16 protein-coding genes and 1 pseudogene are annotated in these 24579 nt (G+C 29.2%); 8 read left to right on the top strand and 9 right to left on the bottom strand.

What is annotated here, in order from left to right:
- Positions 1-3: 3 nt before the first annotated feature.
- Genes H0I30_RS07450 through H0I30_RS07440 form a run of 3 tightly spaced genes read left to right on the top strand, consistent with a single transcriptional unit; the run spans position 4 to position 3837 of the window.
- Positions 4-2136, top strand: coding sequence for a type II secretion system protein GspD (locus H0I30_RS07450; RefSeq protein ID WP_218771244.1), 2133 nt, complete (start codon positions 4-6; stop codon positions 2134-2136).
- A complete protein-coding gene (locus H0I30_RS07445) occupies positions 2136-3326 on the top strand; it encodes a PilN domain-containing protein (RefSeq protein WP_218771243.1) in 1191 nt (396 codons plus the stop codon). The genes H0I30_RS07450 and H0I30_RS07445 overlap by 1 nt, the downstream gene beginning before the upstream one ends.
- A complete protein-coding gene (locus H0I30_RS07440) occupies positions 3319-3837 on the top strand; it encodes a hypothetical protein (protein WP_218771242.1) in 519 nt (172 codons plus the stop codon). Before H0I30_RS07445 ends, H0I30_RS07440 begins: the two co-directional genes overlap by 8 nt.
- On the opposite strand, the gene H0I30_RS07435 is transcribed toward H0I30_RS07440, so the two are convergent.
- From H0I30_RS07435 to H0I30_RS07405, 7 genes are read right to left on the bottom strand one after another with little or no spacing between them, the layout of a single operon-like run.
- Positions 3834-4967: a type II secretion system F family protein gene (locus H0I30_RS07435; protein ID WP_218771241.1), complete on the bottom strand. Its 1134-nt coding sequence runs from the start codon at positions 4965-4967 to the stop codon at positions 3834-3836. The genes H0I30_RS07440 and H0I30_RS07435 overlap by 4 nt on opposite strands.
- On the bottom strand, positions 4967-5431 hold the full coding sequence (locus H0I30_RS07430; protein ID WP_218771240.1) for a type II secretion system protein J: 465 nt from the start codon (positions 5429-5431) through the stop codon (positions 4967-4969). Before H0I30_RS07430 ends, H0I30_RS07435 begins: the two co-directional genes overlap by 1 nt.
- Positions 5418-5774 (bottom strand): hypothetical protein, encoded by a 357-nt coding sequence (locus H0I30_RS07425; protein ID WP_218771239.1) that lies wholly within the window; start codon positions 5772-5774, stop codon positions 5418-5420. The genes H0I30_RS07430 and H0I30_RS07425 overlap by 14 nt, the downstream gene beginning before the upstream one ends.
- Positions 5762-7003 (bottom strand): hypothetical protein, encoded by a 1242-nt coding sequence (locus H0I30_RS07420; RefSeq protein WP_218771238.1) that lies wholly within the window; start codon positions 7001-7003, stop codon positions 5762-5764. Before H0I30_RS07420 ends, H0I30_RS07425 begins: the two co-directional genes overlap by 13 nt.
- Positions 7003-7458 carry a hypothetical protein gene (locus H0I30_RS07415; protein ID WP_218771237.1) on the bottom strand — a complete coding sequence of 152 codons (456 nt, stop codon included), beginning with the start codon at positions 7456-7458 and terminating at the stop codon, positions 7003-7005. The genes H0I30_RS07420 and H0I30_RS07415 overlap by 1 nt, the downstream gene beginning before the upstream one ends.
- Position 7459: 1 nt before the next feature.
- On the bottom strand, positions 7460-8878 hold the full coding sequence (locus tag H0I30_RS07410; RefSeq protein ID WP_218771236.1) for a GspE/PulE family protein: 1419 nt from the start codon (positions 8876-8878) through the stop codon (positions 7460-7462).
- Positions 8879-9361, bottom strand: coding sequence for a hypothetical protein (locus H0I30_RS07405; protein ID WP_218771235.1), 483 nt, complete (start codon positions 9359-9361; stop codon positions 8879-8881). It abuts the gene before it with no gap.
- A gap of 334 nt (positions 9362-9695) precedes the next feature.
- Between H0I30_RS07405 and H0I30_RS07400 the strand changes: the two genes are divergently transcribed.
- From H0I30_RS07400 to H0I30_RS07390, 3 genes are read left to right on the top strand one after another with little or no spacing between them, the layout of a single operon-like run.
- The gene (locus H0I30_RS07400; protein ID WP_218771234.1) at positions 9696-12953 is read left to right on the top strand and encodes a hypothetical protein; all 3258 of its coding nucleotides are present in this window, start codon (positions 9696-9698) and stop codon (positions 12951-12953) included.
- Positions 12954-12958: 5 nt separating this feature from the next.
- Positions 12959-17434, top strand: a complete 4476-nt coding sequence (locus H0I30_RS07395; protein WP_218771233.1) for a DUF6443 domain-containing protein — start codon at positions 12959-12961, stop codon at positions 17432-17434.
- Between the two features lie 7 nt (positions 17435-17441).
- A complete protein-coding gene (locus H0I30_RS07390) occupies positions 17442-17879 on the top strand; it encodes a hypothetical protein (RefSeq protein WP_218771232.1) in 438 nt (145 codons plus the stop codon).
- Positions 17880-18099: 220 nt separating this feature from the next.
- Here H0I30_RS07390 and H0I30_RS07385 read toward each other — a convergent pair whose 3' ends face one another.
- Complete coding sequence (locus tag H0I30_RS07385) at positions 18100-18585, bottom strand: hypothetical protein (protein WP_218771231.1); 486 nt, start codon at positions 18583-18585, stop codon at positions 18100-18102.
- Between the two features lie 80 nt (positions 18586-18665).
- Between H0I30_RS07385 and H0I30_RS07380 the strand changes: the two are divergent.
- Positions 18666-18790: pseudogene (locus tag H0I30_RS07380) on the top strand (YegP family protein); the annotation flags it as partial.
- Between the two features lie 524 nt (positions 18791-19314).
- Positions 19315-19668: a hypothetical protein gene (locus H0I30_RS07375; RefSeq protein ID WP_218771230.1), complete on the top strand. Its 354-nt coding sequence runs from the start codon at positions 19315-19317 to the stop codon at positions 19666-19668.
- Positions 19669-19760: 92 nt separating this feature from the next.
- On the opposite strand, the gene H0I30_RS07370 is transcribed toward H0I30_RS07375, so the two are convergent.
- Positions 19761-24563: a BT4734/BF3469 family protein gene (locus H0I30_RS07370; RefSeq protein ID WP_218771229.1), complete on the bottom strand. Its 4803-nt coding sequence runs from the start codon at positions 24561-24563 to the stop codon at positions 19761-19763.
- Positions 24564-24579: the final 16 nt, after the last annotated feature.

Below are 24579 nucleotides of genomic sequence, written 5' to 3'. Positions count from 1 at the left end.
AAAATGCTAAAAAGATATAAAGCAGTAATAACTATTTTTTTACTGCTAGGAACAATAAAAAGCTTTTCTCAAGAAATAACATTTAAAGAAAAGCAACGAATCCAAAAACTGGAACAGGTTTTAGATAGTATGGAATCTTCTATAAAAGGATTAACACAGACAGTTGATTTTAATGTTAGTGAGACGGAATTACCTGTTTTTATAAGAGCAGTTGGAAAAGCAAAAAAAGTAAATTTAAGTGTTGATACTAAGCTTGAAAACATCACTTTGTCTCATAATTTTTCGAATGCAAATGTAAAAGACATTCTTTTATACTTATGTAAAGAGTACAAACTTACGTTTGATATCACAGGGAATATTATTTCTTTAAAAAAATACGTCCCTCAATTAGAAAAAAAGAGTTTACTAAAAGAAATTCCTATCACTTATAATTTAGATAAAGATTTGTTTTTTATTGATCTAAAAAAGGATACTTTATCTGTAGTTTTTAAAAAAATAACAAATATAACGGGTAAGAATTTAGTTTTTTCTCCTGGGTTAGAGAATAAAAAAATATCAGGATATATAAAAGAAAAATCTTTTGAAAGCGCTATGGATAAATTGGCTTTCTCTAACAACTTGTTAATTACTAAAACTAGTGATGATTATTACTTGTTTGAAAGTGATGACAATCAATTAACAACAACATCTAGTAAGCAAAGACCTTCACAAAGACCAAAACGATATAAAAATAAAAATTTCTTTTTCAAGGTTCTTGATATGGATACTCAAGAGTTAGAGGTTGATTTTGAGAACACACAAATATCATCTATCATTAGAGATATTGGGTATGATTTAAAAATAAATGTATTTACTAATGCACCATTAAACAATATCGGAACAGCATCTGTAAAAGCTTCATCTATTTCATACGACGATTTGCTAACTAAAATCTTAGAAGATTCTCCTTTTACCTATAAGAAAAAAGATGGTGTTTATTACTTTGGGAAAGAAAAACAAGCTTCTTTAAGAAGTTCGGTTGTAATTCCTTTAATGTATCGTTCTATTGAAATTATGAACCAACCAATCGGTGGTAGAAATCAAAGAAATTTTAATTCAAATAATAATTCAGGGAGTAATTACAATACTAGCCGCAACAATACTAATCAAAACTTTAATAATAGTAATCAACAAAATAACTTTAGTAGTCAGCAACAAAGATTAGATACAAGGAATAATCAATCATTTGGGAATTATAGCTCAAAATCTGAAGCATTAGTTAATATACTACCTGAAGATGTTAAAAAGGATTTAGAAATTATAACAGATATTGAACTTAATTCTTTTATTGTAAGTGGAGAAGCTCAAAAGATAGAAAAATTTAAAAAATTTATTAGTAAGATAGATAAAAAAATACCTTTTATTTTAATAGAAGTAATGATTTTAGAAATAAGTAAAAACGCAACTGTTAATGCTGGAATTGATTTAGGGCTTGGTAAAGAACCTACAAAAGATATTGGTTCTTTATTTCCTTCAGCAAATGTAACTTTAGGAGCCACGACTATAAATAAGATTATTGGTGGATTCAATGGTATGGGACCTGTAAATGCAGGAAAGGTTGTGCCTAACTTTTTCGCTAAAATTCAGTTAATGGAAACCAATGGTGATATTAAAATTAGATCAACACCTAAATTATCAACTTTGAGTGGTCATCAAGCAACTCTATCAAACGGAGAACGTTCATATTACAAAATAGAAAGAACAGATGTAATTGGCACACAAAATCCACAAACTGTTATAACGAATGATTATGTACCTATTGATGCTGATTTATCAATAAGTATTCGTCCAATGGTGTCAGGAAGCGAACAGATAACATTAAGTATTAACGTAAATCAATCGAGTTTTAATGGAAAGAAGATTGATGCTAGCGCACCTATTGGAATGAATTCTAGAGAATTTACTTCTACGATTCGAGTTCAAGACCAGGATGTTATTATTTTAGGAGGGCTAGAAGAAAACGTAAAGAATGATTCTGGTTCTGGAGTTCCTTTACTAGCAAGAATACCTGTAATTAAATGGTTGTTTAGTAAAAAAACAAGAACAAATTCTAAAACAAAATTATCAGTATTAATTAAACCTACGATTATCCGTTAATGTTAAAAACAAGAATAACATATGGGCTAACGTATACAGCTATTGAGCAGAATACAGATAATAGTAAAGAAGTTTTTTCTCTTTTACAGTTAATTAAAAAGAGAAAAGAATTAATTATAAAAGACAGGAGTATTTTTTCTGATTTTAATAAACTTCTTTCATCTTTTAAGAATCAGCAGCATATATTTTTAATTATAAATAATGATCAAGTACTTTCAAAAGAAATTACCTTTACTGATGATTCTTCTGAGCGTATTGTAAAAAAAGCATTTCCAAATATTGTTTTAAAAGATTTTTACTATGAGGTTTACTCAACTGATACAACTTCATTTGTTTGTGTTTGCAGAAAACAATACATCGATACTTTAATTAATAGCTACAAGGAGCATCAAGTTTCTGTTGTAGGGTTTTCTTTAGGTAATTTAGCAATACAGAATTTACTTTCTTTTGTTGATAATAAAGAAATACAAACATCAAATTCGAAATTAAAAATTGAAGACAATCAATTAAAAGGCATAGAGAAAACAATTGATAATCCCGTTTTTACTTACACCATAAACGATCTTGAAGTAACAAATAGAGAGTTATTACCACTAGGAGGCGTACTTACTTATTATCTACAAAAAAACAATCAATTAGGTTTAAGTAAAAAAACGAAGGAACTAAGAGATAACTATTTTCAAAAGCAATTGTTTTCTTTGGGTTTAAAAACAGGGCTTTTTTTTCTGTTTTTAGCACTACTACTAAATTTTCTTTTCTTTAATTATTACCATACACAAAATAATGGGCTAATAGCAGAGGTTCAATTAAATGAAAGCTATAAGAGCCAATTAGTGAAGCTTCAGGCACAAATTGATCAAAAAGAAAAAGTAATTGCCAATTTAAATTCAGTTTCTCAGTCTAAAGTTTCGTTATATCTTGATGAATTAGTAATGTTAATTCCAAATTCAATTACTTTAACAGATATAAAATATCAACCTTTAACCACAAGAATAGAAAAGGATAAGCAGATAGTTATCTCTAAAAATCAATTACAGGTAAAAGGAATTGTAAATAATAATGAAGATTTTACAACTTTTATAAGTTCTTTGAAAAAGAAAGAATGGGTAGATAATGTGATTATCATTCAGTTTGGAAAAGAAAAAAAGACAACTTCTTTTGAAATTTTAATTCACACAAACCATGAATAATAAGCAAAAAAACATTGGGTTATTAGTAGGTTTTTTAGTGAGTATCTTTATATCTTATCATTTTGCAATTAAACAGACAATAGAAGTAAAAAAAAGAAATGTAGCTCTTTTAAAAGAAAAAAACTTAGTAGACAATGCAGCAACTAAAATTCAGTATTTACATCAGAAAAATAATAATTTAGCTACTTTTTTAACCTCTAATAATGTTTCTATTGAAAGTTCATTTCAACAAATATTATTAGAAAAAATCACTAAATTTTCAAAAGGAAAAAACATTACTATAATAGCTTTTGATCTGCCTCATAAAGTTGAAAATAATCAAACGACAATAGAAACGTATTCTTTTGAATTAAAAGGTGATTTCGTTAGCCTTTTAAAATTAATAAATTACTTAGAACATCAGCAATTGGGAGAGTTAATTTCAATAAATTTTGAGAAGAAAAAAAACTACAAAACAAATCGAAACTATTTAACTGCTACTGTTTTTTTACAAAAAACGAAGAATGATTAACTAATAACAGTACTCAATTGAAACATCGGTAAATACATTGCTATTAAAATAACAGCAACAACACATCCTAAGAGCAGTATAATAATAGGTTCTATAGTTGCACTAATCATTTTAGATTTATATTCTATTTCTTGATTGTATTGATAAGTTAAACGATTAAATATAGTTTCTGTTTGATTGGTTTCTTCAGCGACTCTAATTAAAGAAGCCATTTTTCTATCAAAAAAAGATTGGCTCACAATACTTTTATGTAGACTTTTACCTAATAAAATGTCGTTCTCTATTTGCGCCAAAGAAATTTGTAAGGGGTAAAAGTCAATCATTTTTCTTGTCAATTGAATCCCATTTAAGAGAGGAACTTTAGCACTTACTAATAGTGAAATTGCTTGTGTAAATTGAGCTATTCGTACTTTTCGAACAAAGTCTCCAACAAAAGGAATCTTTAATAATATTGTTGAGAATAATTTTCTATACCAAGTTTTTCTTTTAAAATATTTTATAAAAAAGATAATAGAAATAATAATTAAACCGCCTACCCAATAATAGTTAGCAAAACCATCAGAAAAATTAATAATCTGTTGTGTAAGCCAAGGTAATTCTACTTTATTCTGTTTAAAAATATCAGCAAACATTGGTACTACAAATTGCAACATAAAAAGGATTGCTAAAAAGGCAGTACACAATACCACTATTGGGTATGAAAGTGCGTTTAAAAGTGTTCTTCGTTGTTCATTTTTCCGTCTAAAAAATAATCCTAACTCTTCTGTTACTTTTTGAAGTGTTCCTGTTTTTTCACCTATTTGGATTGAGTAATATTCATACTCAGAAAAACATTTTTGTAAATGAATGGCATCAGATAAATTTTTACCAGAAATAAGCTCGTTTACAATATTTTTAAAAAGCTCTTTATCGACTTCTTTTTTTTGTTCAACACCTATTAATTCTAAGGTGTCTTTTAATTCTAATCCAGCTTGTAATAAAACTGCTAGTTCTGTATAAAAAGCTTCTTTTTTCTTATTAGAAAAAGAAGTGCCAAATAAATTAATTTCCTTTTTTAAAAGTGAATTTATATCAAAAGAATCATTTTTGCTCTTTTTATTTTCCTGTATGTTATCTAATTGAAAAGCCATTATTTATTCAGATAAAAGGTTGCATCCTTAGATGTGTAAATAAACATCTTTTTATTTCTGTAAAAAGGAGTCGTTTCAATCTTTATAGCATCTATGTCTCCTGATGCTACTTTTTCCCCATTCAAAAATAATTCTTTATTTACTACTTGAACAAATAAAGTATCCTTTCCTCTGGTTACATAATCTTTGAAAAAAGAATATGTGATTGAATCTAAAGGGTTCGTTAATAATAAAATATCCTTTTCTTTTTGATAAGTAATTGAGTATTTATTAAAATCTTGCCAGAGTATGCGGTCAAAAAAGTTTATTTCGTGCTTCTGATTCATATTTACTTGTATGATCCGAAATTGTTTTTGAACCATTGTTAATATTAAAAAAGCTGATGCTATAACAATGCTAGAAATAACCAATACAACTAGCATTTCACTTAAAGTAAAAGCATTTATTTTTTTAGTTAACTTCAAGTGCTTTACTTTTTTTAAGGATTATTTTTTTGGATAGTTTATGAGTTGCTTCGAAAAGAACCAGGATTTGTTTCTCTTCGGTTGTTTTTCCAACAGAAATTAGCCAATCATCTGTTTCGTCATTATAAGGCAATATTATTTTTCCATGTTTATATAGATATTGTAATTCGTATAATTCTGTTTCAACTTGATGCGTGTCTTTATTAACGGAACTCTGTAAAGTTGTATCAAGTGCTGTAACAGCAATTCCAAATATTATTAAAATAAGTACAGAAGCCACAAGAACCTCGGCTAAAGAAGATGCTTTTACTTTTTGTTGGAGTAGCTTTTTTAATACAACCATTTTGCTACTTTTTTAGATGTATTATTTATCCATAACCCACAATATTGCTCAGGCAACTTTTGATAATTTACGGCTCCATTATAAATATGATTCACATATGTACTTCCTGACTGTTTTGCTATAAAATTATTAGTATATATAGAACCGTATACACTTCCTAATAACTCTAAATTTTGATTACAATACACTTCTCCAGTAATAATTGTTTTTTCTGAAAGGACAATTTGTGAATCAAAGTTTGGACTATCCTTTTCGTTATAGTAAACGATTACTCCTTTTATATTAGTGTTTTCGCCAATTTTAATCTGATTTTCTTTTTCTGCTTTTTGATTCTGAATCAATACTAAAGCGGATGGGTAATTCAATTTACAATTCTCTTCTGCCAAAATCATATCAGTAGCAAAAGCTTGGAAATTCCCAGTTACTTTTTTTAATATTTTTATAGTAGGAGCTATTAAAATAATGTCCTCTAGTTTTGCAGTAGCATCTATCGTAATGGTGTTTTCTGAATGTATAATAATGTTTCCTTGTAATGCTATATCAGATAAATGAATGTTATCTTGAGTATAATGAATAGCCGTTGGTTGACTAAATAATTGTGTATGTTTTAAACCATTTTCTAACTGAAAGTACTTAACACTATCATTCATGTAGTTTCGCTTAAATAAACTCTTTATATATGCTATATTGTTTATCGAAGGTAACGAAGTGTTGCTTGTTTTTTGACTTCCATAAATTAGCTGATTTCCATAATAAGAATTACCTGAAATATTACCACTCTTCACTCCTTGCTTTGGTAAAGATACATTTCCTTTTATTTTTGCATGACCTACAACGACTAAAGGAGTATTGTTATCTTGAAGGTATAGAGCCTCTCTTTGATTATTTTGATTCCCTATTAACCCAATTTTCTGAAAATATTCATTTTTAATTGATGAAGAAACGCTTACAATATCAAAGATTCCCCAATAACTTCTTAAAAAAGTAGTCTTTTCAAGTTCATTTTCTGAAAGTCTTGTTTCTATTGGTTTATCATAAGGAAGATCACTAATATAATTAAATCCTAATTGTACATTCTGAATAGTCTCTTTATAAAATGCATTCTTTATTTGTAATTTTTGTTGTAAGTAAATCAAAGAAATAAACGCAAAAAGAATGAATGCAATAATTACAGAGATAACTAACACATATTGTAATGCTCCTGCTTTTTCTTTTTTTAAAAACCACATTATTGTATTGAAATTCTTTTAATTACACCTTTAAACTTAATTTTTGCTTCTTTACTATTGGCTTGTAAAAGAGTAATACTCTCGAAAGTTTGATTAATTTTCAAGATCTCTTGTTTGCCGTTAACAGTAATTATGTAAGATTTTTTTTGAGCTCCTTCAATAATACCATTATAAGTAACAGAAGGAAAAGGAATGGTTTCCTTTTGAGGAGTAATTTTTTTTACCTTCCTTTTTTTTGTAGCGTAAAGTTTGCCTAAAAAAGGATCTCGGTAATTTGCTTTTACAAAATATTTTTCTTGCTCAATTTTAAGTTTAGGAACATATTTTAAATTTTCACTCTTTACGGGTAAAATGTTTTCTGTTGGGCTTAATTGGCTAAATATTTGGTAGCCGATTACTCCCCAAACAGCTAGTACTCCAGCTAACAATAGATATGTTTTTTGTTGTTTTGACATGTTAAGAAATTAATAAAGAGTATATTTCATCTATAGATGTGGTTCCGTTTTTTACTAAACCTAGCGCGTTACTTTGCAAGGTAGCAATCTTATTTTTCATAAGGTATTCTGAGATGTCTAATTCTTTTTCTTGAATGTTTAGCACTAGTTCTTTTGTTATAGGAATAATCTCATAAATAGCTTTTCTTCCTTTATATCCTGTTTGATAACATTCAGAGCAACCAGTAGCTACATAATGATTTTTTATTCTATGTTGTCTTTGGTGTTCTATTGACAGCTTATTGTTAGATACTTCTTCCGCTTTTTTACAAGAGTTACATAGTTTTCGAATCAATCGTTGTGCTACGCTTATGTTTAAAGTACTCGCTATTAAAAAAGGAGGAATTCCCATATCAATAAGTCGAGAAATGGTTGCCCAAGCAGAGTTTGTATGTATAGTTGATAATACCATATGACCAGTTAAAGCTGCTCTAATAGCCATATTTGCAGTAGCTACATCTCTGATTTCTCCAACCATTATAATATCTGGGTCTTGTCTTAAAAAAGTACGTAAAGTACTTGCAAAATCTAAACCGATATTTTCTTTTAGTTGCACTTGATTTACTCCTTCTAATGTATACTCTATAGGATCTTCAATTGTAAGTATATTAGTGTCATTAGTATTTAACAACTTTAAAGTAGCGTATAAAGTTGTGGTTTTCCCTGAACCTGTAGGCCCCGAAATTAAGACAATACCATTGGGTTTTTTTATTGCTTTTTTATAGGTTTCTAATTCCGTCTCAGTAAAACCTAAGCTACTTAAACATGCAGTTAAATTACCTTTAGATAAAATACGCAGCACTAATTTTTCTCCGTGTAAAGTGGGCAAAGATGAAACACGAATATCAAAATCTTCATTATCCGAAGAAAGATTGATTCGTCCATCTTGTGGTAATCTTTTTTCAGAGATATCTAAACCACCCATAATCTTAATTCTGTTGATTATTTTCGGGTACTCGTTATTTGAAATAATATAACGTTCTAATAATTTACCATCTATTCGAAACCGAACTCTATTTTGCTCTTCAAAAGCTTCAAAATGAATATCACTACTACCTAGTTCCTTTGCCTCATGAATGGTGTTTAACAAAAAATCTTCCGAATATTGTAACGTTGTGGTCGAGTTTGTTCTTTCTCTTTTACGATAGTTTTTTTGTAAAAAAGCTTCAATAATTTCAGATCTCTCTTCTTCTAGAAAAATTTCCTTACCTAATATGATTTTTAATTCTTGTTGCAAAGAATTAAAATTAGAGTTGTCTGTTAAAAAAGTAAATGAACTATCTGTGTTCTTTACAGGAACTATTCTGTAACTGTGAGCTAACTCAGCAGTTATAGATTGAATAATCTCGGTAGGTGTTTCTTGCAATTTTTTCTTTTCCATTTATAGTGCATAAATATCGACAAAATTAAAAAACCAATTTAGAATTAACACTAAACTTATAAAAAATGCTTGTAAACCAGCTAATGGTAGCGTTTTTATCTTTAAACTTGATTTTAAAATTAAAAATAGTAATAATGAAAAAATAAGTGAAGTTGAAAAAAACACTAAAAAAGCAATTGAGGGAAAGCTAACAGCAAGTAATAAGAAAAATAAAAAATCTCCTAAACCGATTGTTTCAAGCAATTTTTTATTCAAAAAAAACTTTGTGTATAAAAAAAGAATCAAATAAATTATAATTATGACGACAATATTGATTACAATATTGATTAAGAATACTTGAGTTAAACTGTTTATATAGTGTGCGAATCCACCAAGAATTATCCCTAAAATAAAGAGAAGAAATGTTACTTTTCTTTCCTTTATATCTTGATAGAAAATCAGTAATAAAACAATAATAAAAATTATTTTAAAAAAAACTTCCATATTATTCAGCTGCTTATTTATAGCCTACAATAATACAAACAAATGATACGATATTTATAATAAATGAAAAGTAAGAGGCTAGAATAGTACAACTTTAAAGCAAATTAGAGCTAGTGTGATTACAAATTGGTTAAAAAACAATAATGTTAGAAGAGTACAGTTTTTAGCTGGGCATAAGAGAATTATGTCAACTGAATTCTACAAGAAAGACCATATTGAAAAGCTACAAAATATGATAGATAAGTTTCATCCGTTGGGGTGATTAAAAACTAATAAATAAAATGTATTTTCGTTCTCGAAAAGAAAAAAATTGCTAATTTAATTACTACATTTTATGAAAAAATTACTATTAAGTATTGTAATGATACTATGCTTTGTATTAGGGTATGCTCAAGAGTTACCTACTATTATTCCTCCTTCGCCAGAGGCAGTTTCTTTAGCGAAGTTTATTGAAACACCTGTTAGTCATTATACAGGAACAACTAATGTCACAATACCAATTTACACTATTAAAGATCGAGATATAGAGATTCCTGTTGCTCTAAATTATCACACACGAGGTGTGAAAGTAGAGGAGGTGGCCTCGAGAGTAGGACTCGGTTGGGCGTTAAATTACGGAGGGTCTATTTCAAGACAGATTAGAGGTTCTGCAGATGAAAGCCGTCATGGGTATTTTAGTAATTCTAATAGTCTTAAAACTTTTTTTTCTGATGTAGATACCAGAAATTATGTTAGAAATACATATGCTAATCACTCAGAATACGACCATTATCCAGATAAATTTTTGTTTAATGCGAATGGAAGCAATGGTAGTTTTATCTATGATTATAATAACAATAGTCCACTTTTACAAGGCTATAAAGACATAAATATAGTTACATTATGGAATCACACTAATGCAACAAGAAATTTTAAGGTTTCAGGATTTGTAGTTACAGATAGTAAAGGGGTCAAGTATTATTATGGTATATCGAAAGACGGAAGTAGGTCAGCTATTTCATATAGTCAAACAGTTAATAATGGTAAGTATTTATCAACAACAAATAGTATAAGTTTTAGTGCATCAACTAGTGATATTTTTCCTACTTCGTGGGAATTAATGGATGTTGTAAGCCCTTTAGGTTCTCATGTGAAATTTTATTATTCATCAATCCCATCTTCATATTATCAAAAAGGTTATGATGAAGAAGTTGATAATAATGGCATAGAAACACATTTTAACAAAAGAATTAATTATGAAAATCAATTAAAAGAAATACATTTTAATAGAGGTAAGTTGTTTTTTAACCCTTCCCAATTAAACAACCCGAGAGAGGATATAAATGATGGTTATTGTTTAGATAATGTAGTATTAGAAGATTTAAACAAAAATAAAATAAAAGAAACAAAACTAAACTACATATATACCGAAGCCCCTACTAGTTCCAATCAGTTAAATCATCTCCGTCAAATTGATCCTAAAGCTAGTAAAAGAATGTTTTTAAAATCAGTGATTGAATATGATACTAAGGGAGTTAGTTTACCTGGTTATAAGTTTGGCTATAATAGCCAAATACTTCCAAGTCGTTTTTCAACATCACAAGATGTTTGGGGGAATTATAATGGAGCAAATAATGGAACTCAAATGAGTTTTTTTGATAACAGTAATAGAAAGGTTGATACTATAAAATCTCAAGCAGGTATACTTGAGGAAATAACTAACCCAACAGGGGGTAAAACGAAACTTATTTATGAGCATAATAGGGGCCTTTTTTCATCAAAATCAAGCGGAATTTTAATGAAAGCGATAAATCCTGAGTTGGTAAAAATACTAAAGTTTACAAAAAAGGATTTTATTTTTAATACAACATCAGGTAAATATGAATTAAATAATTTAATAATACCAAAAGGTTATGCTAGTTACAGAGTTACTTGTCTTCATTTTCAAAATTTAAATGACCCAATTGTATATCCTGATTGTGTTTTTGATTTTTCAATGAAAGGAAACCATAATATTAATCCTTACTGGATGGAAACAGGAAAATTGGTAGAGTTTTATTCTGGTAATCGATTTGATTCAAGTACTTTAAATTTACCTGGAACCTTTTCATTTTGGGCACACCCTAAGGTTATTCCAGGAGTACGCAATCCGCATAAAAATAGAGATTTTGATTTTGAATTAAGAATAGAATATTTAGAACAGATAAAGGGACCTATTTATGCCGAAGGAAAAAGAATAAAAAGAATAGAAAAGTATAATTCTAATAATGAACTAGAAACAGGGAAGGAGTATTCTTATAAAATAGAAGATGATTCATCAGGAAGTATTAATGGTTTTCCTCATTTTTTATCAAAGAATGATGAAGGTAAAATATATAGGTGGGGTAATATGCCTGGTAGTCCTTTAAGTTCATTTAATGGGAATAGTATAGGGTATTTACGAGTACAAGAGTATTTAGGAAGTAAAGAAAATAATAAAGGAAAAATTAAATATTCATTTACTTTTACAGATGATGGTGGATCATATTATGAGTTTCCTTACCATATACCAAATAGCACGGAGTGGTTAAGAGGTAAGCCTTTAAGAATAGAATATTACAGAAGTGATTCAAACGAATATAAGTTACAAAAAAAAATAGAAAACACATATTTATATGGAAATGAAACAGAACATAAATTAGGCTCAGGCTTCATCTCTTCAAACTTTATTTTTAAACCTGAAAGTAATACTCTTCCATTAGGGACTTCATTATCTGGTGTTGAAAACATTTACACAAAAAGTAATACATTATTTCGCATGCCTTTATTCAGATTTACAGGAACTCATGGAGAAACTACTTATAAGGTATATTATTTAACTGGGGGTACGGTAGATTTGTCAAAAACAGAAGAAACCAACTATTTTGATTCAGGAAACTTAACAAGTATTACAAATTATTTTTATGATTATGACAAGCATTATCAATTAGCAGGTTCAGAAACGACCAATAGCAAAGGAAAGTCATATAAAACGAATAATGAATATGAAAAATCATTGATTCCTTTCCGTGTACTTCCTTCTGAAACAAAGACCTATAAAAATGATATTTTATTATCACATCAAAAAACGGTATACACGGATAATCATAACCCTGCTAACTTATACTTACCAAGTAAAGTTCAAACCTCAAAAGGTGCAAATGCCTTAGAAGACCGCGTAGTATATCACAGTTATGATGATAAAGGAAACCCCACAGAAGTAAGCAAAAAAGATGGTACTCATCTTGTTTATATCTGGGGGTATCATCAGACACAGCCAATTGCTAAAATAGAAAATGCAAAATTGTTAGATATACCAGTTGAAACAATTACTAGCTTACAAAGAGGCTCAAATAATGATCTAGATACAGCAAGTGAAACTACTTTACGAACAGCATTACAATCATTAAGAGTATCTCTTCCAGATGCTCAAGTAACGACTTACACTTATGATCCATTAATAGGGATTACGAGTATTACAGATCCACGAGGACAGACTATTTATTATGAGTATGATGATTTTAATCGCTTACACTTAGTAAAAGACAAAGACAAAAATATTTTAAAAGAAAATAAATACAATTATAAAAACTAAGCGCTATGAAAAAGTTATTATATGTATTACTGTTTTTGCCAATGATTGTCATTGCTCAAACAACCAGCGAGAATTACGTAGTAAGTAAGATTTATAAAAAAGCTACTACAAGTCCAATAATAGGAAACGATAAAGACAAAGTAAACACAACCATACAATATTTTGATGGTTTAGGAAGAGCTAAACAAAGTGTTGCTGTACAAGCAGGAGGGGTGTTAGCCAATGCAAATGAACTACCTGTAGATTGGACATTAAACAATACAGGCTCAACCAATTTTTACAATACTATTTCTGGAGATGAAAGTAAAATAGTTTCAGGAACCACTCCTTTTGGAGCTACCGATTTGTTATGGGAATGTAAACCAGATGCTACAAGCAATGCAGATGGAGGTTGGAATACACAATATTTTGAGATAGATAATACTAAGACCTATCGCTATACAATTTGGGTAAAGCGTACAGGAAGTCAAGCAGGAAGCACCTATCATGGAACTCAAAATGTAAATAATTTAAATGGTACGGCTAATGGCAACCCTTATTTCTGGGCTGGAGATTTACCACAGCTAAATACTTGGTATTTGATGGTAGGTGTAGTGCATCCATATAATTATACAGGAGGAAATACAGGAGTAAGTGGAGTCTATGATATCAATGGAAACAAAGTATTAGGAGGGACAGAATTTAAATGGCGTTTAGATAATACAAGTACACGATTGAGAGATTATTTATACTATTGTACAGATACTTCAGTTCGTCAATATTTTTGGAGTCCATTATTTCAACAGGTTAACGGAAGTGATTTAACTATTGATGAATTAATAAATTCAGAAAGTGCTATTACTTCACAAACACCACCAAAAGACATTATTACGCATTACGAATATGATGGCTTAGGACGACAAGTAAAAGAATATTTACCGTATGCAACAGCAACCAATAATGGAGGTATTATAACAGGTGATGTAGCAACAGCAACGAAGTCTTATTATCAAGTAAAACATGCTGATGATTTTGCAGGTGTTAATTTACCAAATATTAATGCATATTCAGAAAAAGAATTTGATAATTCGCCACTTAATAGAGTATTGAAACAAGCTGCTCCAGGGAAAGATTGGAAATTAGGAAGCGCACATGAAATTAAACTTGATTATCAAACCAATACAGCTACAGAAGTAAAAATCTATGGGGTAACAACCTCCTTTGCTAACAACACCTATACTCCAACCTTAATAGGTAGTAGGAATAATTATCTAGTTGGTGAATTATACAAAACGATTACTAAAGATGAAAATTGGCAAACTTCAGATGTAAATAATCATACCACCGAAGAGTTTAAGAACAAGCAAGGTCAGGTAATTTTAAAACGCACGTATAATGCAGGAGTTAAACATGACACGTATTATGTATATGATGATTTTGGTAATTTAACCTATGTGTTACCTCCTAAAATGGATGCTAGTACAGTTACGTTAAGTGCCATTAACAGCAAATTAAATGATTTAGGGTATCAATATAAATACGACCATAGAAACCGTTTGGTAGAAAAGAAAATACCAGGGAAAGGATGGGAATATATTGTGTATGATAAATTAGATAGACCTGTACTTACTCAAGATGCTAACCAAAGAAAGATAAACACACCTAGTTTAAGTACTGACCAATGGTTGATAACAAAATATGGTGTATTAGGTAGAGTTGTGTATACAGGTTATATGAGTAATAACAATAATCGAGTAGTATTGCAGAATGCTGCTAATTCAGTAAGTTATACTCAGTATGAAGTTAGATCAGCCATAAAAACAGATGGAGTTGCAACTATTTATTATACAAAAACAGCGATTCCAAATGGTGTAACTAAAATACATACCATCAACTATTACGATACTTATATAGATTTACCAGTCGGGTTAAATAATACAGTAACTACAAGTTATGGTATAACATCAACAACCAATACCAAAGGTTTAGTAACTGTAAATAAAACAAGGGTTTTAAATACAAATAATTGGATAACTACCGTGAGTTATTACGATGAGAAAGCACGACCTATTTATATATATTCTAAAAACGAGTACTTAAACACTGTTGATATATTAGAAAGCAAACAAGATGATTTTACAGGAAAGGTTTTAGAAACAAAAGCTACTCATAAAAAAGAAGGTAAAGCAGATATTGTAACTGTAGATAGTTTTGAATACGATCATATGGATAGATTGATTAGTCAAACTCAAAAAATTAACAATCAAATATCTAATAGACTTGTAAAAAATAATTACGATGAATTAGGTCAGTTAGAAGCTAAATTAACTGGTAACGGAACTAAAAATGGATACAAAGATGTAACTTCTGGAATCTCTATTAGTAATGATGTAATTACTAAAGTAATTAGTAGTGGTTGGGATGTAGGATTGGCAACGTTTGGGAGTTTTCAAACAGATGGATATGTAGAATTTACTGCAGGAACTAATAATAGAAATCATATGGTTGGTTTATCTAATTCTAACCTTAATGCTAGCTATGTTAATATTCAGTATGCCATTTATTGTCGTAGTAACGGTATTATATCTATTTATGAATCAAAAGTTCATAAGGGATATTTTGGGAGTTATCAGATCAATGATATTTTTAAAGTAGAGCGTATCGGAACAGAAATACATTACAAAAAAAATGGTAAAACCTTTTATATTTCTCTAACTCCATCAACGGGTACTTTATTGGGGGATATTTCTATGTATAGTAATGGAGCAAAAATCAAAGACTTGAAAATTGTAGATAACAGCAAAGGTTTACAAAAAGTAGATTACGCTTATAATGTACGAGGTTGGTTAAAAAATATCAATCAAGATGGAATAGATGATAATGATTTGTTTAATTTTAGTTTGAAATATAATGATCCAACAAGTGGAGATGCTTTATTTAATGGAAATATTAGTCAAATCAATTGGAATAGTTTAAGTCTAAACCCTACTGGAAATGATATTAGTAATCAATATACTTACACGTATGATGCTTTAAATAGAATAACAAAGGCTATTGATAATACTGGTAAGTATAGTCTTGGTAATATAACTCCAATAGGTTATGATAAGAATGGTAATATTGGAAATATGCAGCGTAAAAGAGTAATCGATGCAGATGATACTTTTACTTATAATTATCAAAAAAGTGGAATTTATACGAATCAGCTACAAAGTTTATCGGGTACAACATCAGGTTCGTTTACTTATGATGTAAATGGAAATATGAAAACTGACACTCGTAAGGGAATTACCAATATTGTTTACAATCATTTAAACTTACCTACACAAGTTACTATTGGAGGTAAACATATTAAATACACCTACGATGCAACAGGAGTTAAGCTTAAAAAAGTAGTAAACGGTACAACAACTGATTACGCGGGAAATTACATTTATGAGAATAACACTCTTCAATTCTTTAACCACCCAGAGGGGTATGTATCACCTGTAAATGCTAGTGATTTATCACAAGGGTTCAAGTATGTATACCAATACAAAGATATTTGGAGAAATACTAGGTTAAGTTATAGTGATACAAATAATGATGGTGTGATTGACCCAGCTACAGAAATATTAAGAGAACAAAATTATTACCCATTTGGACTTGAGCACAAAGGTTATAACGGGGCTATAGTTGGTGTTAAAAACAACTACAAACAGTATCAAGACCAAGAATATACTGAAGACTTAGGGCTTAATACCCATGAATGGAAATATAGAGTAAGTGACCCTGCTATTGGTAGATTTTGGCAAATAGACCCATTGGCTGAAGATTATATGTATAATTCAACTTATGCATTCCAAGAAAATAAGATGGGAATGGGGATAGAATTAGAAGGATTAGAAATGGTTCCATTTCCTGTCAATAATATAGGAGATGGTATTGTTAATGCTTTCAATTCTATGTTTAAATCAGATTCAATGGATAAGCAAACTCAAAAGAATATTAATAATGCAATGAACGGGGCTAGTAACCTAACTATGGGGACACTTGGTACTGTTGGTTCAGTTATTTATATTGCAGGTACTGAGGGAGCAGGAGCTGCATTAGGAGGAGGGACAGCTTTAACACTTTCTTTAGGTGAAATGAGTATAGGTGCTACTCAAATAATGGATGCTTTTTCTAATGACTCTGGTAATGAAAACCTACATAAAGCTAGTTCACTCCCAGGTTTAGCTGCTTATGAAAATGGTAGTGAAAATGCTGAAATGATTGATGCTTTAGGACAGTTTATACCTGGTGCTTTAACTGGAGGGAATATTAAAACAGTTATAGATGAAGTTCCTAATTTATTAAAAGGAAATAGTACTTTACTTAGTGCTGGTAGTGCTTATGATGCAGCTATGGATACAAAAGGAGTTGTTGATGCAGCAATGAATAAAGTAAATCAAAACAGTACTAACTCAGACAATACAGTTCCTTTTTATTTAGCTCGTCCAGAAGAGACTAAAAACCAATAGTATTACTATGATAGAATTTAAAAATAAAGCAACTAATATTATAACTAATATAGTATTAGTTGCTGCATTTATAATTGCTTTATTTTCCCTAAAAGGGGAATATGATAATCTTTTTTACTTAGTTTTAATTTTTGTTTTAGGGTATGTTTTCAATTTAATTTTCTCAAAAAAAAGAGTAGTAAGAATAGTAGTATTTGAAGATTTAAAAAGTATAGATATTTACTTTAGAAAATATACTTTTAAAAAAAGTAAGGAAAGCTATCTTATTAAAGATTTAGATATTGAGCATACTAATAAAAGAAATATTAGAGGGGTGAATAAAGAACAATTAGAAATAAAGAAAATAGGTTCTGATATATCTATCTTGTTAATGATAGCTGATTTTGACGGTTGGTCAGAAAAAAAGCTAAAGGAGATACATGATACTATTGTTAGGTTAAAATAGGAGGTGGTAAATTTTTAGACCTCCTCTTATTATTAAGATTATTCCTCCAATTAAAAACAAGTATTTGTATTTTTTATAATATAGCTCTTGCTTTTCTTTAGTAAAAGGTTTGTATACTTTTAACCCTATTAACAGCCCTATAAAACCAATTAGTATATTGAATAAAGGAAAAATTATCTTGTCAAAATTTTCAGTCATGTTTATAAAATTGAATCTTTATTTATTCTTTGCAAATTATTCCTTTCTGTGAAATTTCTTTCCCTTCGGTTGTGGTAATTGTGGCTTTATAAGACATGCACTTGTCTTCTATCTTTATTTTAGAAACTAAGATTCCATTGTTTTTATTTATCCATTTCATATTAGTATTTAAATCCATTTTAGAAGAATCGTATGTTAAACGGTATGAACAGTCATTAATCCATTTGATTAATTCATATTGAGGATTTCCTCCGTTAATTCCGTTTGGGAACTCAGTTTGAGTATCTTTATCTCTAATAATGATAATGTTTTTTATCTCTGGTTTTAACTTAAAAGAGTTTTCTGCTATACTATCTCCTGATTTTATAGAATATTTTTTCAATTCTTTGTTAATAGGAATAAAGAATTTTCCTGTTTTGAAGTCAGTACAAGTTAAATCCTGTGACCATATAATACTAGTAAATAATAAAAATATAATAGATGCTAAATTACATTTTAATCTTGTCATAATAATTCTTTTATAAGCAATATTACAAAGTTAATAAACTATATTAAACTTAACTCTATTTTTAGTTTTTTATAAGAAAGTTCAATCTAAAAGCATCCAACGAACAAATCATTGGAACCAGTGAAATGTATTCAAGTAATGATGCAATGGAATAGCTTCTGTTAAAAATAATGCACCAAATGCTACTGTAGAAGATAATTCTTAGTAGTTTATTAAATAGTTAAAACACGAAAAGATGAGTCCTTAGGTTCATCTTTTTGTTATTTAAGAAAGTCGTGTTGCTTTATCAGAGTTAAGCTTCTATAGAGCTTTCTATTACTTCTCCTTGTGAATGTTGATCTATCAGGATATCTAGTAGATCTCAGGTGTTTTCATTTAATCAGATAACCTCATCTAAAGTCAGGCATCATAAATTTTAAAAATTACGTGTACCAGTTGGGGATTTATGTTTCTTTTCTATAATAACAACCCATTTCCCCTAACTGGTACACCATAACAAACATAAAATGAATAACAAGTGTTATTACTTTTCAATCTATACATAGGCTTAATCCAGATAGATTTACATCTAAGTTTTAAATTAAAAACATACAAATGTGGGGCGAGTTTCAATTAAATTGAATGTAAAGTTTTGACATTTCCCGACTATAGCTTGTTGTAGTTTTTCTACGATTAAATACAACCTTTATTTTACGAAATGACCTTATGGTAAACTTAAAATTTACTATTATGGCTAAAAAGAGTAAAAAGAATTTCTTGGAAAATTACAGCTCATTTCCGAATTTCCATAAGAAACTATTAAAGCAAGGAAATGTGGAGTGGAATAGACTTAAGGAGCATCCTCAAGATTATTATACAGCGAACAGCGGATCTGTTTCTGGTATGATTTATTACAAAGACACAGTGGCTTTCGCTAAAAAATATCATTTGTCAATATTGCAAATTTTAGATGAATTTGAATGTGATTGTGGTAAATTAGAAAACAAACCAAGTCCACAAGATGAAACCCAATATTTTAATTGGTTAACTTGGTTTGCGTGGGAAAGTATGATGAGCGAAATTATTTCTTTTTTGGAGAGATGAAAAAGAAAAACAACAAGAAACATTAATCGTTTCTTGTTGTCTTACTCTCTAACTAAAGATTAATTATAATTGATAGCTTCTTCTAGAAAAAATTAGGCAATTTTCTTTTTATTTTTTGGTGCTTTTTTTAATCTATCTAAATGATCTCTGTAGTCTTGAATATTGACGTCAAATACTATTATACTATAATTTGCAATTGATTTACTTTCAGAACTATTAGAGTAATAATCTCTTTTAAATGTATCAGAATTATAAATACCTTTATTAAAACTTTTAGGAGGAGTACTTCCATCTTTCATTACAAATCTGTCATTGTCAAAAGCATGTTGGCATAAAAATTTACAAGCTTTGGTAAGAGAGAAGTCTGAATAAATGATGTCACCTTTTTTGTTTAGAACCACATAGGAAGTCTTTGTAGTATTTGAATTTAGAGTAACTCTACTGGAGCCCTCTCTTAATCTTGTTTTTCTAGCACCTTTAAATAGCTTAGATTTTTTTTTCAAAGAATTAAATACATCTTTTTCATTTAAATCTAGAGTGAACTTATTGTCTAAGCTCTCTAATTTGAATCCTTCTTCACAGAAAAATGTTTTATGAATAAAAGGTATATATTTTAAATTTTTAAGTTTCAAATAACTGGTGTATTCAGAAGTCTTAAAAGAAGTTAATAATAAACCATCCCATTTGCTAAAATCAATTTTTAATTTGTTGAGAATATTAGACTCACCTAAAAAATTAGGTACAATAGGGTTTTCAATTAAATTATCTACATATTCTATGGAGCTATAAATGTCTTTATTTTTTAATTTATCTTCAAGAGAATTAAATATATCTTGTATGTAATTATTGTTTGATTTCAATAATGGTTTTACGTAAGATTTCAACTTTATTAAATTATTGTTACAAAACTTAGTCAACTCATCTAAATTATCTTTAGTGACGGATAATTCAGGCTCAACAAATTCGTTGATTTCTATATCCATATCAGATAGTAATTTTTTACTTCTGAGAACTCTAGGTATAATTATAGTCTCTAAGGTTTTAAGATTTTCTGTTTTAGAATACTTTAGGGAAGTGTAATTAGATAATTTATCTAATTGGGTTTCTAATTCCTTTAAATCAGGTATTTTTATTAACTCCGTATTCGAATAATATTTTTTAAGTTCTTCCTTTTCCTTAGAATTAGAGACATCTAACTTATACATGGTGTCTTCATGTTGCTGTTTAGCCCACATGTTTTTAAGATCTTTTACTAAATCCACATTAGGAATTGTATACGATATGTAAGTAGGTTTAACTTCTTTGATAATTCCTAATTTTTTCTCTGATAGAAAGTCTAAGGCTTTTATATAATTTATGCCTTGAATCAGTTTGCTGTTTTGAGTGGCATTACAAGAGTTTATATATTTATTAATATTTTTGAGGTAACTTGAGTTTTTGGAAATTAATAAGTCTGCCTCTGGGTTTATTAAAAAACGTAAGATTTTAATAGCCTTGTCGGAACCATATAGATAACATAATCTTAAATGGTGTATTATTAACTTATTTACAGCTCTTTCATGAGAAAAATGAAAATCACCTTGAATAATATAGCGATCGTTAATCGATTCTATAGTAGTGAAATTTCCAATATTTGTGCTAAGAGGATCTGATATCTTGTCAGAAGCTTTTACATATATTCTTCTCTCTGGATCTATTTGGTTTTCAAGATAATCCATAGCTCTTTCATCATTCAATAAATTACTTATAAGTTCGTTTTCTAAATCTATTTGATCTTCGGTCATTTCCTTAAGGGGTTCACCAATATTTTTATGTTTAATAATAGAATTAAATCCTGCATCTTTAGCTAAAAGATGATATCCATCTAAAGAGCAAAACCAATCCTCATACATTCTTCCTTTTTTACTGATACTATCTATTACAAGCTTTTTATTATCTTCTTCTTGAGTAAATATTGTAATATCTTTTAGTGTTACTTTTTTAGGATTTTTTCTTACTTCTCCTAATAAATGGACTTTCTCTTTTTCTTCCTCTTCTACTATCTCGTTGGGAGTAGCGTTTTTATTAGTACTTAGTAAATGATAGTTATACTTGTTGATTCCAAGAAGTGTTTTTCCTGCATTTCTAAAACTAAACTTTCTTGAAGAATTCTTGGGGTCTGGTTTAAATATTTTTGGTAAGAATACTGTGCTGTGAATTAGTCTATTTCTAAATCTATTAATTGCTTGAATTGCATTTATAGCACTAATTTTAGTATGAAAAACTCCTAAATCTATGATCACACCATATTTTTGAGTAGAGATTCCCCCTTCTTTTGTAAGTCCATCTTTATTTATGTTAATACCATTTATGAAAAAAGTTGTTGCAAGAACTATATCATAATCTCCAAATTTACCTGATAATATATTTTGTGTACATTTTCCTTCTGACCCTGAATAAAATACCCCAACTTTAATATCAGAAGATAATTTGGTTTGAATCTCTCTGATACAATCGTCCATTTTAGCTTTGTTGTTAAAAATGTGACATACTTTTCTTTCTTCTTTTAAATATTTATTCATTTGATTTACAACCTCATCAAATCTTTCAGAAGAATTATTTGTATCTAAATGAGTTAAATGTATAATCGGTTTCCTTTCGTAATTTTTATCAACTATAATTCTTTGGAATAGTGATTTTATATGATAACGCTCCATTAGCTCTGGTATAACATGGGTTTCAACATTAGGAGTTCCAGACATGAAAATAACTTTAGTTTTACACTTTATTTTTTTTGCAACAAATTCAATAATGTGATGTATGAGCCTAGAAATAACATCAGCTCTATAGTCAAGTCCATCAGACAATGTATGAGCTTCATCAATGAAGATATAATCGAAAGTAGTCATCTCTTCATGACTTATATTCAGTACTTGATTATAAGTGCAATGAACAACTAAGTTATCCGATTTTGGGAGTTCTTTTCCTCTTAAGGTTTTTTCATAATTGACTCTAATAACTTCTGTATCTTTCTTTTTGAAACTTTTAAGAGTATTTTCAATATTGGAATTGACAAAAACTTGATCAGGTCTGTTTTCTTCATCCCATGCTTCTTTAGCAATCTGATTTTGAATCGCCATAAATGGTTCACTTAATATAGTCCTACCTTTCATCTTGAAATCTGGATGACCAGCAATGCTGTTTTTTCCTGTGCCACATTGACTTCGAAGGCAAAAGATTCTTTTGTCAGCATATTTATTTTGAAATAAATTGTGCATAACATCTTTATCTAGATAGTCATTATATCCTAAAGTAATCTCAGCAGGAATAGTCTCTAATTCTTTAATTAAAGGCAATCTTACTTTCTTTTTATCAATATAATTGGTGATTTCATCTAAAAACTCGGATAAATCAGCTTTGTTATCATCTTCTTCGTATAATCCTTTATTTCTTGTATAGGTTTCGTAATAATCATTAAGTAGTTTAAAATCGGTTACTTTACCTGAAGATAATCTATACTGTTCTGAAAGAAAATCTTTTACACCTTCCAATTTTCTAACCAATTCGTAAAATACTCCAAGTGATAATGAACTTAACTGTTCTTCAGTATAACTATCTTTTGATCTGATTGCCCAACGATAATCATTATGATCTTCATCTAATTTATTAGATCCTTCAGGAATTAGTCTTTTTAATTGTTCAATTGCTAAATCACCAAATACTCCATATAGTACCCAGCATAACTTGTTTAATGCGTGATAATCGTTAAATTTTTCGTGTACCCAATTAGAAACTCTATCATCTTTAAGTGATAAATCTTCTATAAAATCTATTACTTTAATAAATTTATCTGTTTCGTACTCTAAATCAAAATGATGAGATTTATTCTTTATTAAAAGATGATAAGCATCTACTTCAGATTTTATATTCTGAGCTTTCATGATCTTGTCTACCTCAGCCTTGTTTTCAGAGATCTTCTTAAGGAGTTCCTTACGAACTTGTTCCTTTTCAATAGTTACAATTTCTGAGTAGTTGGAAACTTGAGAGAGGTTATATTTGAAGTTGTTAGCTTTATCTGCTATGAAAGGCAAGTAAGTTAGACGTTGAGGATCGTTAGTAGATATATCAATTTTGTCTTCTAGTTCTGGAAAAGCTGCTGCTAATTCTTTTCTTGCACCTTCATACCAAACCTTATGATGTCTCATAACACTTTCTCTTTCTTCTAAGCTAAAATCATTTTGAAAATCAGGATTTGAAAGATCTACTTGACAGAATATTTTAAATCCTTTAGCCCTTGGGGATATAAACCCCATGTATGGCTTTACATTTTTGGTGCCTTTCCATACTTTATTCATCCATTTAATAGCTTCTTTGGAGTCTTCTAGTTTATCGAAGTCAAAACAAAATTTACCTGTATGTTTGAACTTCATAATGGCTTTGTCTCTTGTATTGGTTTCAAGCGATATCATAATTGCAGGTAAGAAAGGTTTTACTTCGGATAGGTCTCCTCCTGAAGAATCTAATAACTTTTTAATTGATCCATTTGGATTCGTCATTTCTTCAATCAATTCCTCTTCAGTTATTCTTTCTGCTCTTTTCCCAGAGTTCTTTCCAAAGGATCTGGTACTAGCACCCCATTGAAAATGAAATTCTAAATATTCTGCAAGGAAATATTTTAAGGAAGCTCCTTTAAGTTTCTTTAATTCGTAGAGTTCGCTCTTGTGTTTCATTATGAATCTAGAACAGTAATCTATAGGACTTTCTGTTGCTTCTCCTTTTGGATATTGCTTTACCAATATATCTAGCAAATCTCTAGTGTCTTCGTCTAATGTCTTGTACGTTGCGCCAGCTTCCAAGCGATTGTATATCTTTGGATTAAGCGTATGGGGTGAAAAGTAATAATACTCGTTATTCATATTATATTTGTTATGG

Source organism: Tenacibaculum sp. AHE14PA (genome assembly GCF_019278465.1).
GTDB classification, from domain to species: Bacteria; Bacteroidota; Bacteroidia; order Flavobacteriales; family Flavobacteriaceae; genus Polaribacter; species Polaribacter bernardetii.
This window is presented reverse-complemented; position numbering and strand designations above follow the sequence as displayed.

What these genes read in the sequence shown, in the direction of transcription:
- H0I30_RS07450 (WP_218771244.1), top strand. Translation starts at nt 4, where the DNA reads ATGCTAAAAAGATATAAAGCAGTAATAACTATTTTTTTACTGCTAGGA.
- H0I30_RS07445 (WP_218771243.1), top strand. Translation starts at nt 2,136, where the DNA reads ATGTTAAAAACAAGAATAACATATGGGCTAACGTATACAGCTATTGAG.
- H0I30_RS07440 (WP_218771242.1), top strand. Translation starts at nt 3,319, where the DNA reads ATGAATAATAAGCAAAAAAACATTGGGTTATTAGTAGGTTTTTTAGTG.
- H0I30_RS07435 (WP_218771241.1), bottom strand. Translation starts at nt 4,967, where the DNA reads ATGGCTTTTCAATTAGATAACATACAGGAAAATAAAAAGAGCAAAAAT.
- H0I30_RS07425 (WP_218771239.1), bottom strand. Translation starts at nt 5,774, where the DNA reads ATGGTTGTATTAAAAAAGCTACTCCAACAAAAAGTAAAAGCATCTTCT.
- H0I30_RS07420 (WP_218771238.1), bottom strand. Translation starts at nt 7,003, where the DNA reads ATGTGGTTTTTAAAAAAAGAAAAAGCAGGAGCATTACAATATGTGTTA.
- H0I30_RS07415 (WP_218771237.1), bottom strand. Translation starts at nt 7,458, where the DNA reads ATGTCAAAACAACAAAAAACATATCTATTGTTAGCTGGAGTACTAGCT.
- H0I30_RS07410 (WP_218771236.1), bottom strand. Translation starts at nt 8,878, where the DNA reads ATGGAAAAGAAAAAATTGCAAGAAACACCTACCGAGATTATTCAATCT.
- H0I30_RS07405 (WP_218771235.1), bottom strand. Translation starts at nt 9,361, where the DNA reads ATGGAAGTTTTTTTTAAAATAATTTTTATTATTGTTTTATTACTGATT.
- H0I30_RS07400 (WP_218771234.1), top strand. Translation starts at nt 9,696, where the DNA reads ATGAAAAAATTACTATTAAGTATTGTAATGATACTATGCTTTGTATTA.
- H0I30_RS07395 (WP_218771233.1), top strand. Translation starts at nt 12,959, where the DNA reads ATGAAAAAGTTATTATATGTATTACTGTTTTTGCCAATGATTGTCATT.
- H0I30_RS07390 (WP_218771232.1), top strand. Translation starts at nt 17,442, where the DNA reads ATGATAGAATTTAAAAATAAAGCAACTAATATTATAACTAATATAGTA.
- H0I30_RS07385 (WP_218771231.1), bottom strand. Translation starts at nt 18,585, where the DNA reads ATGACAAGATTAAAATGTAATTTAGCATCTATTATATTTTTATTATTT.
- H0I30_RS07375 (WP_218771230.1), top strand. Translation starts at nt 19,315, where the DNA reads ATGGCTAAAAAGAGTAAAAAGAATTTCTTGGAAAATTACAGCTCATTT.
- H0I30_RS07370 (WP_218771229.1), bottom strand. Translation starts at nt 24,563, where the DNA reads ATGAATAACGAGTATTATTACTTTTCACCCCATACGCTTAATCCAAAG.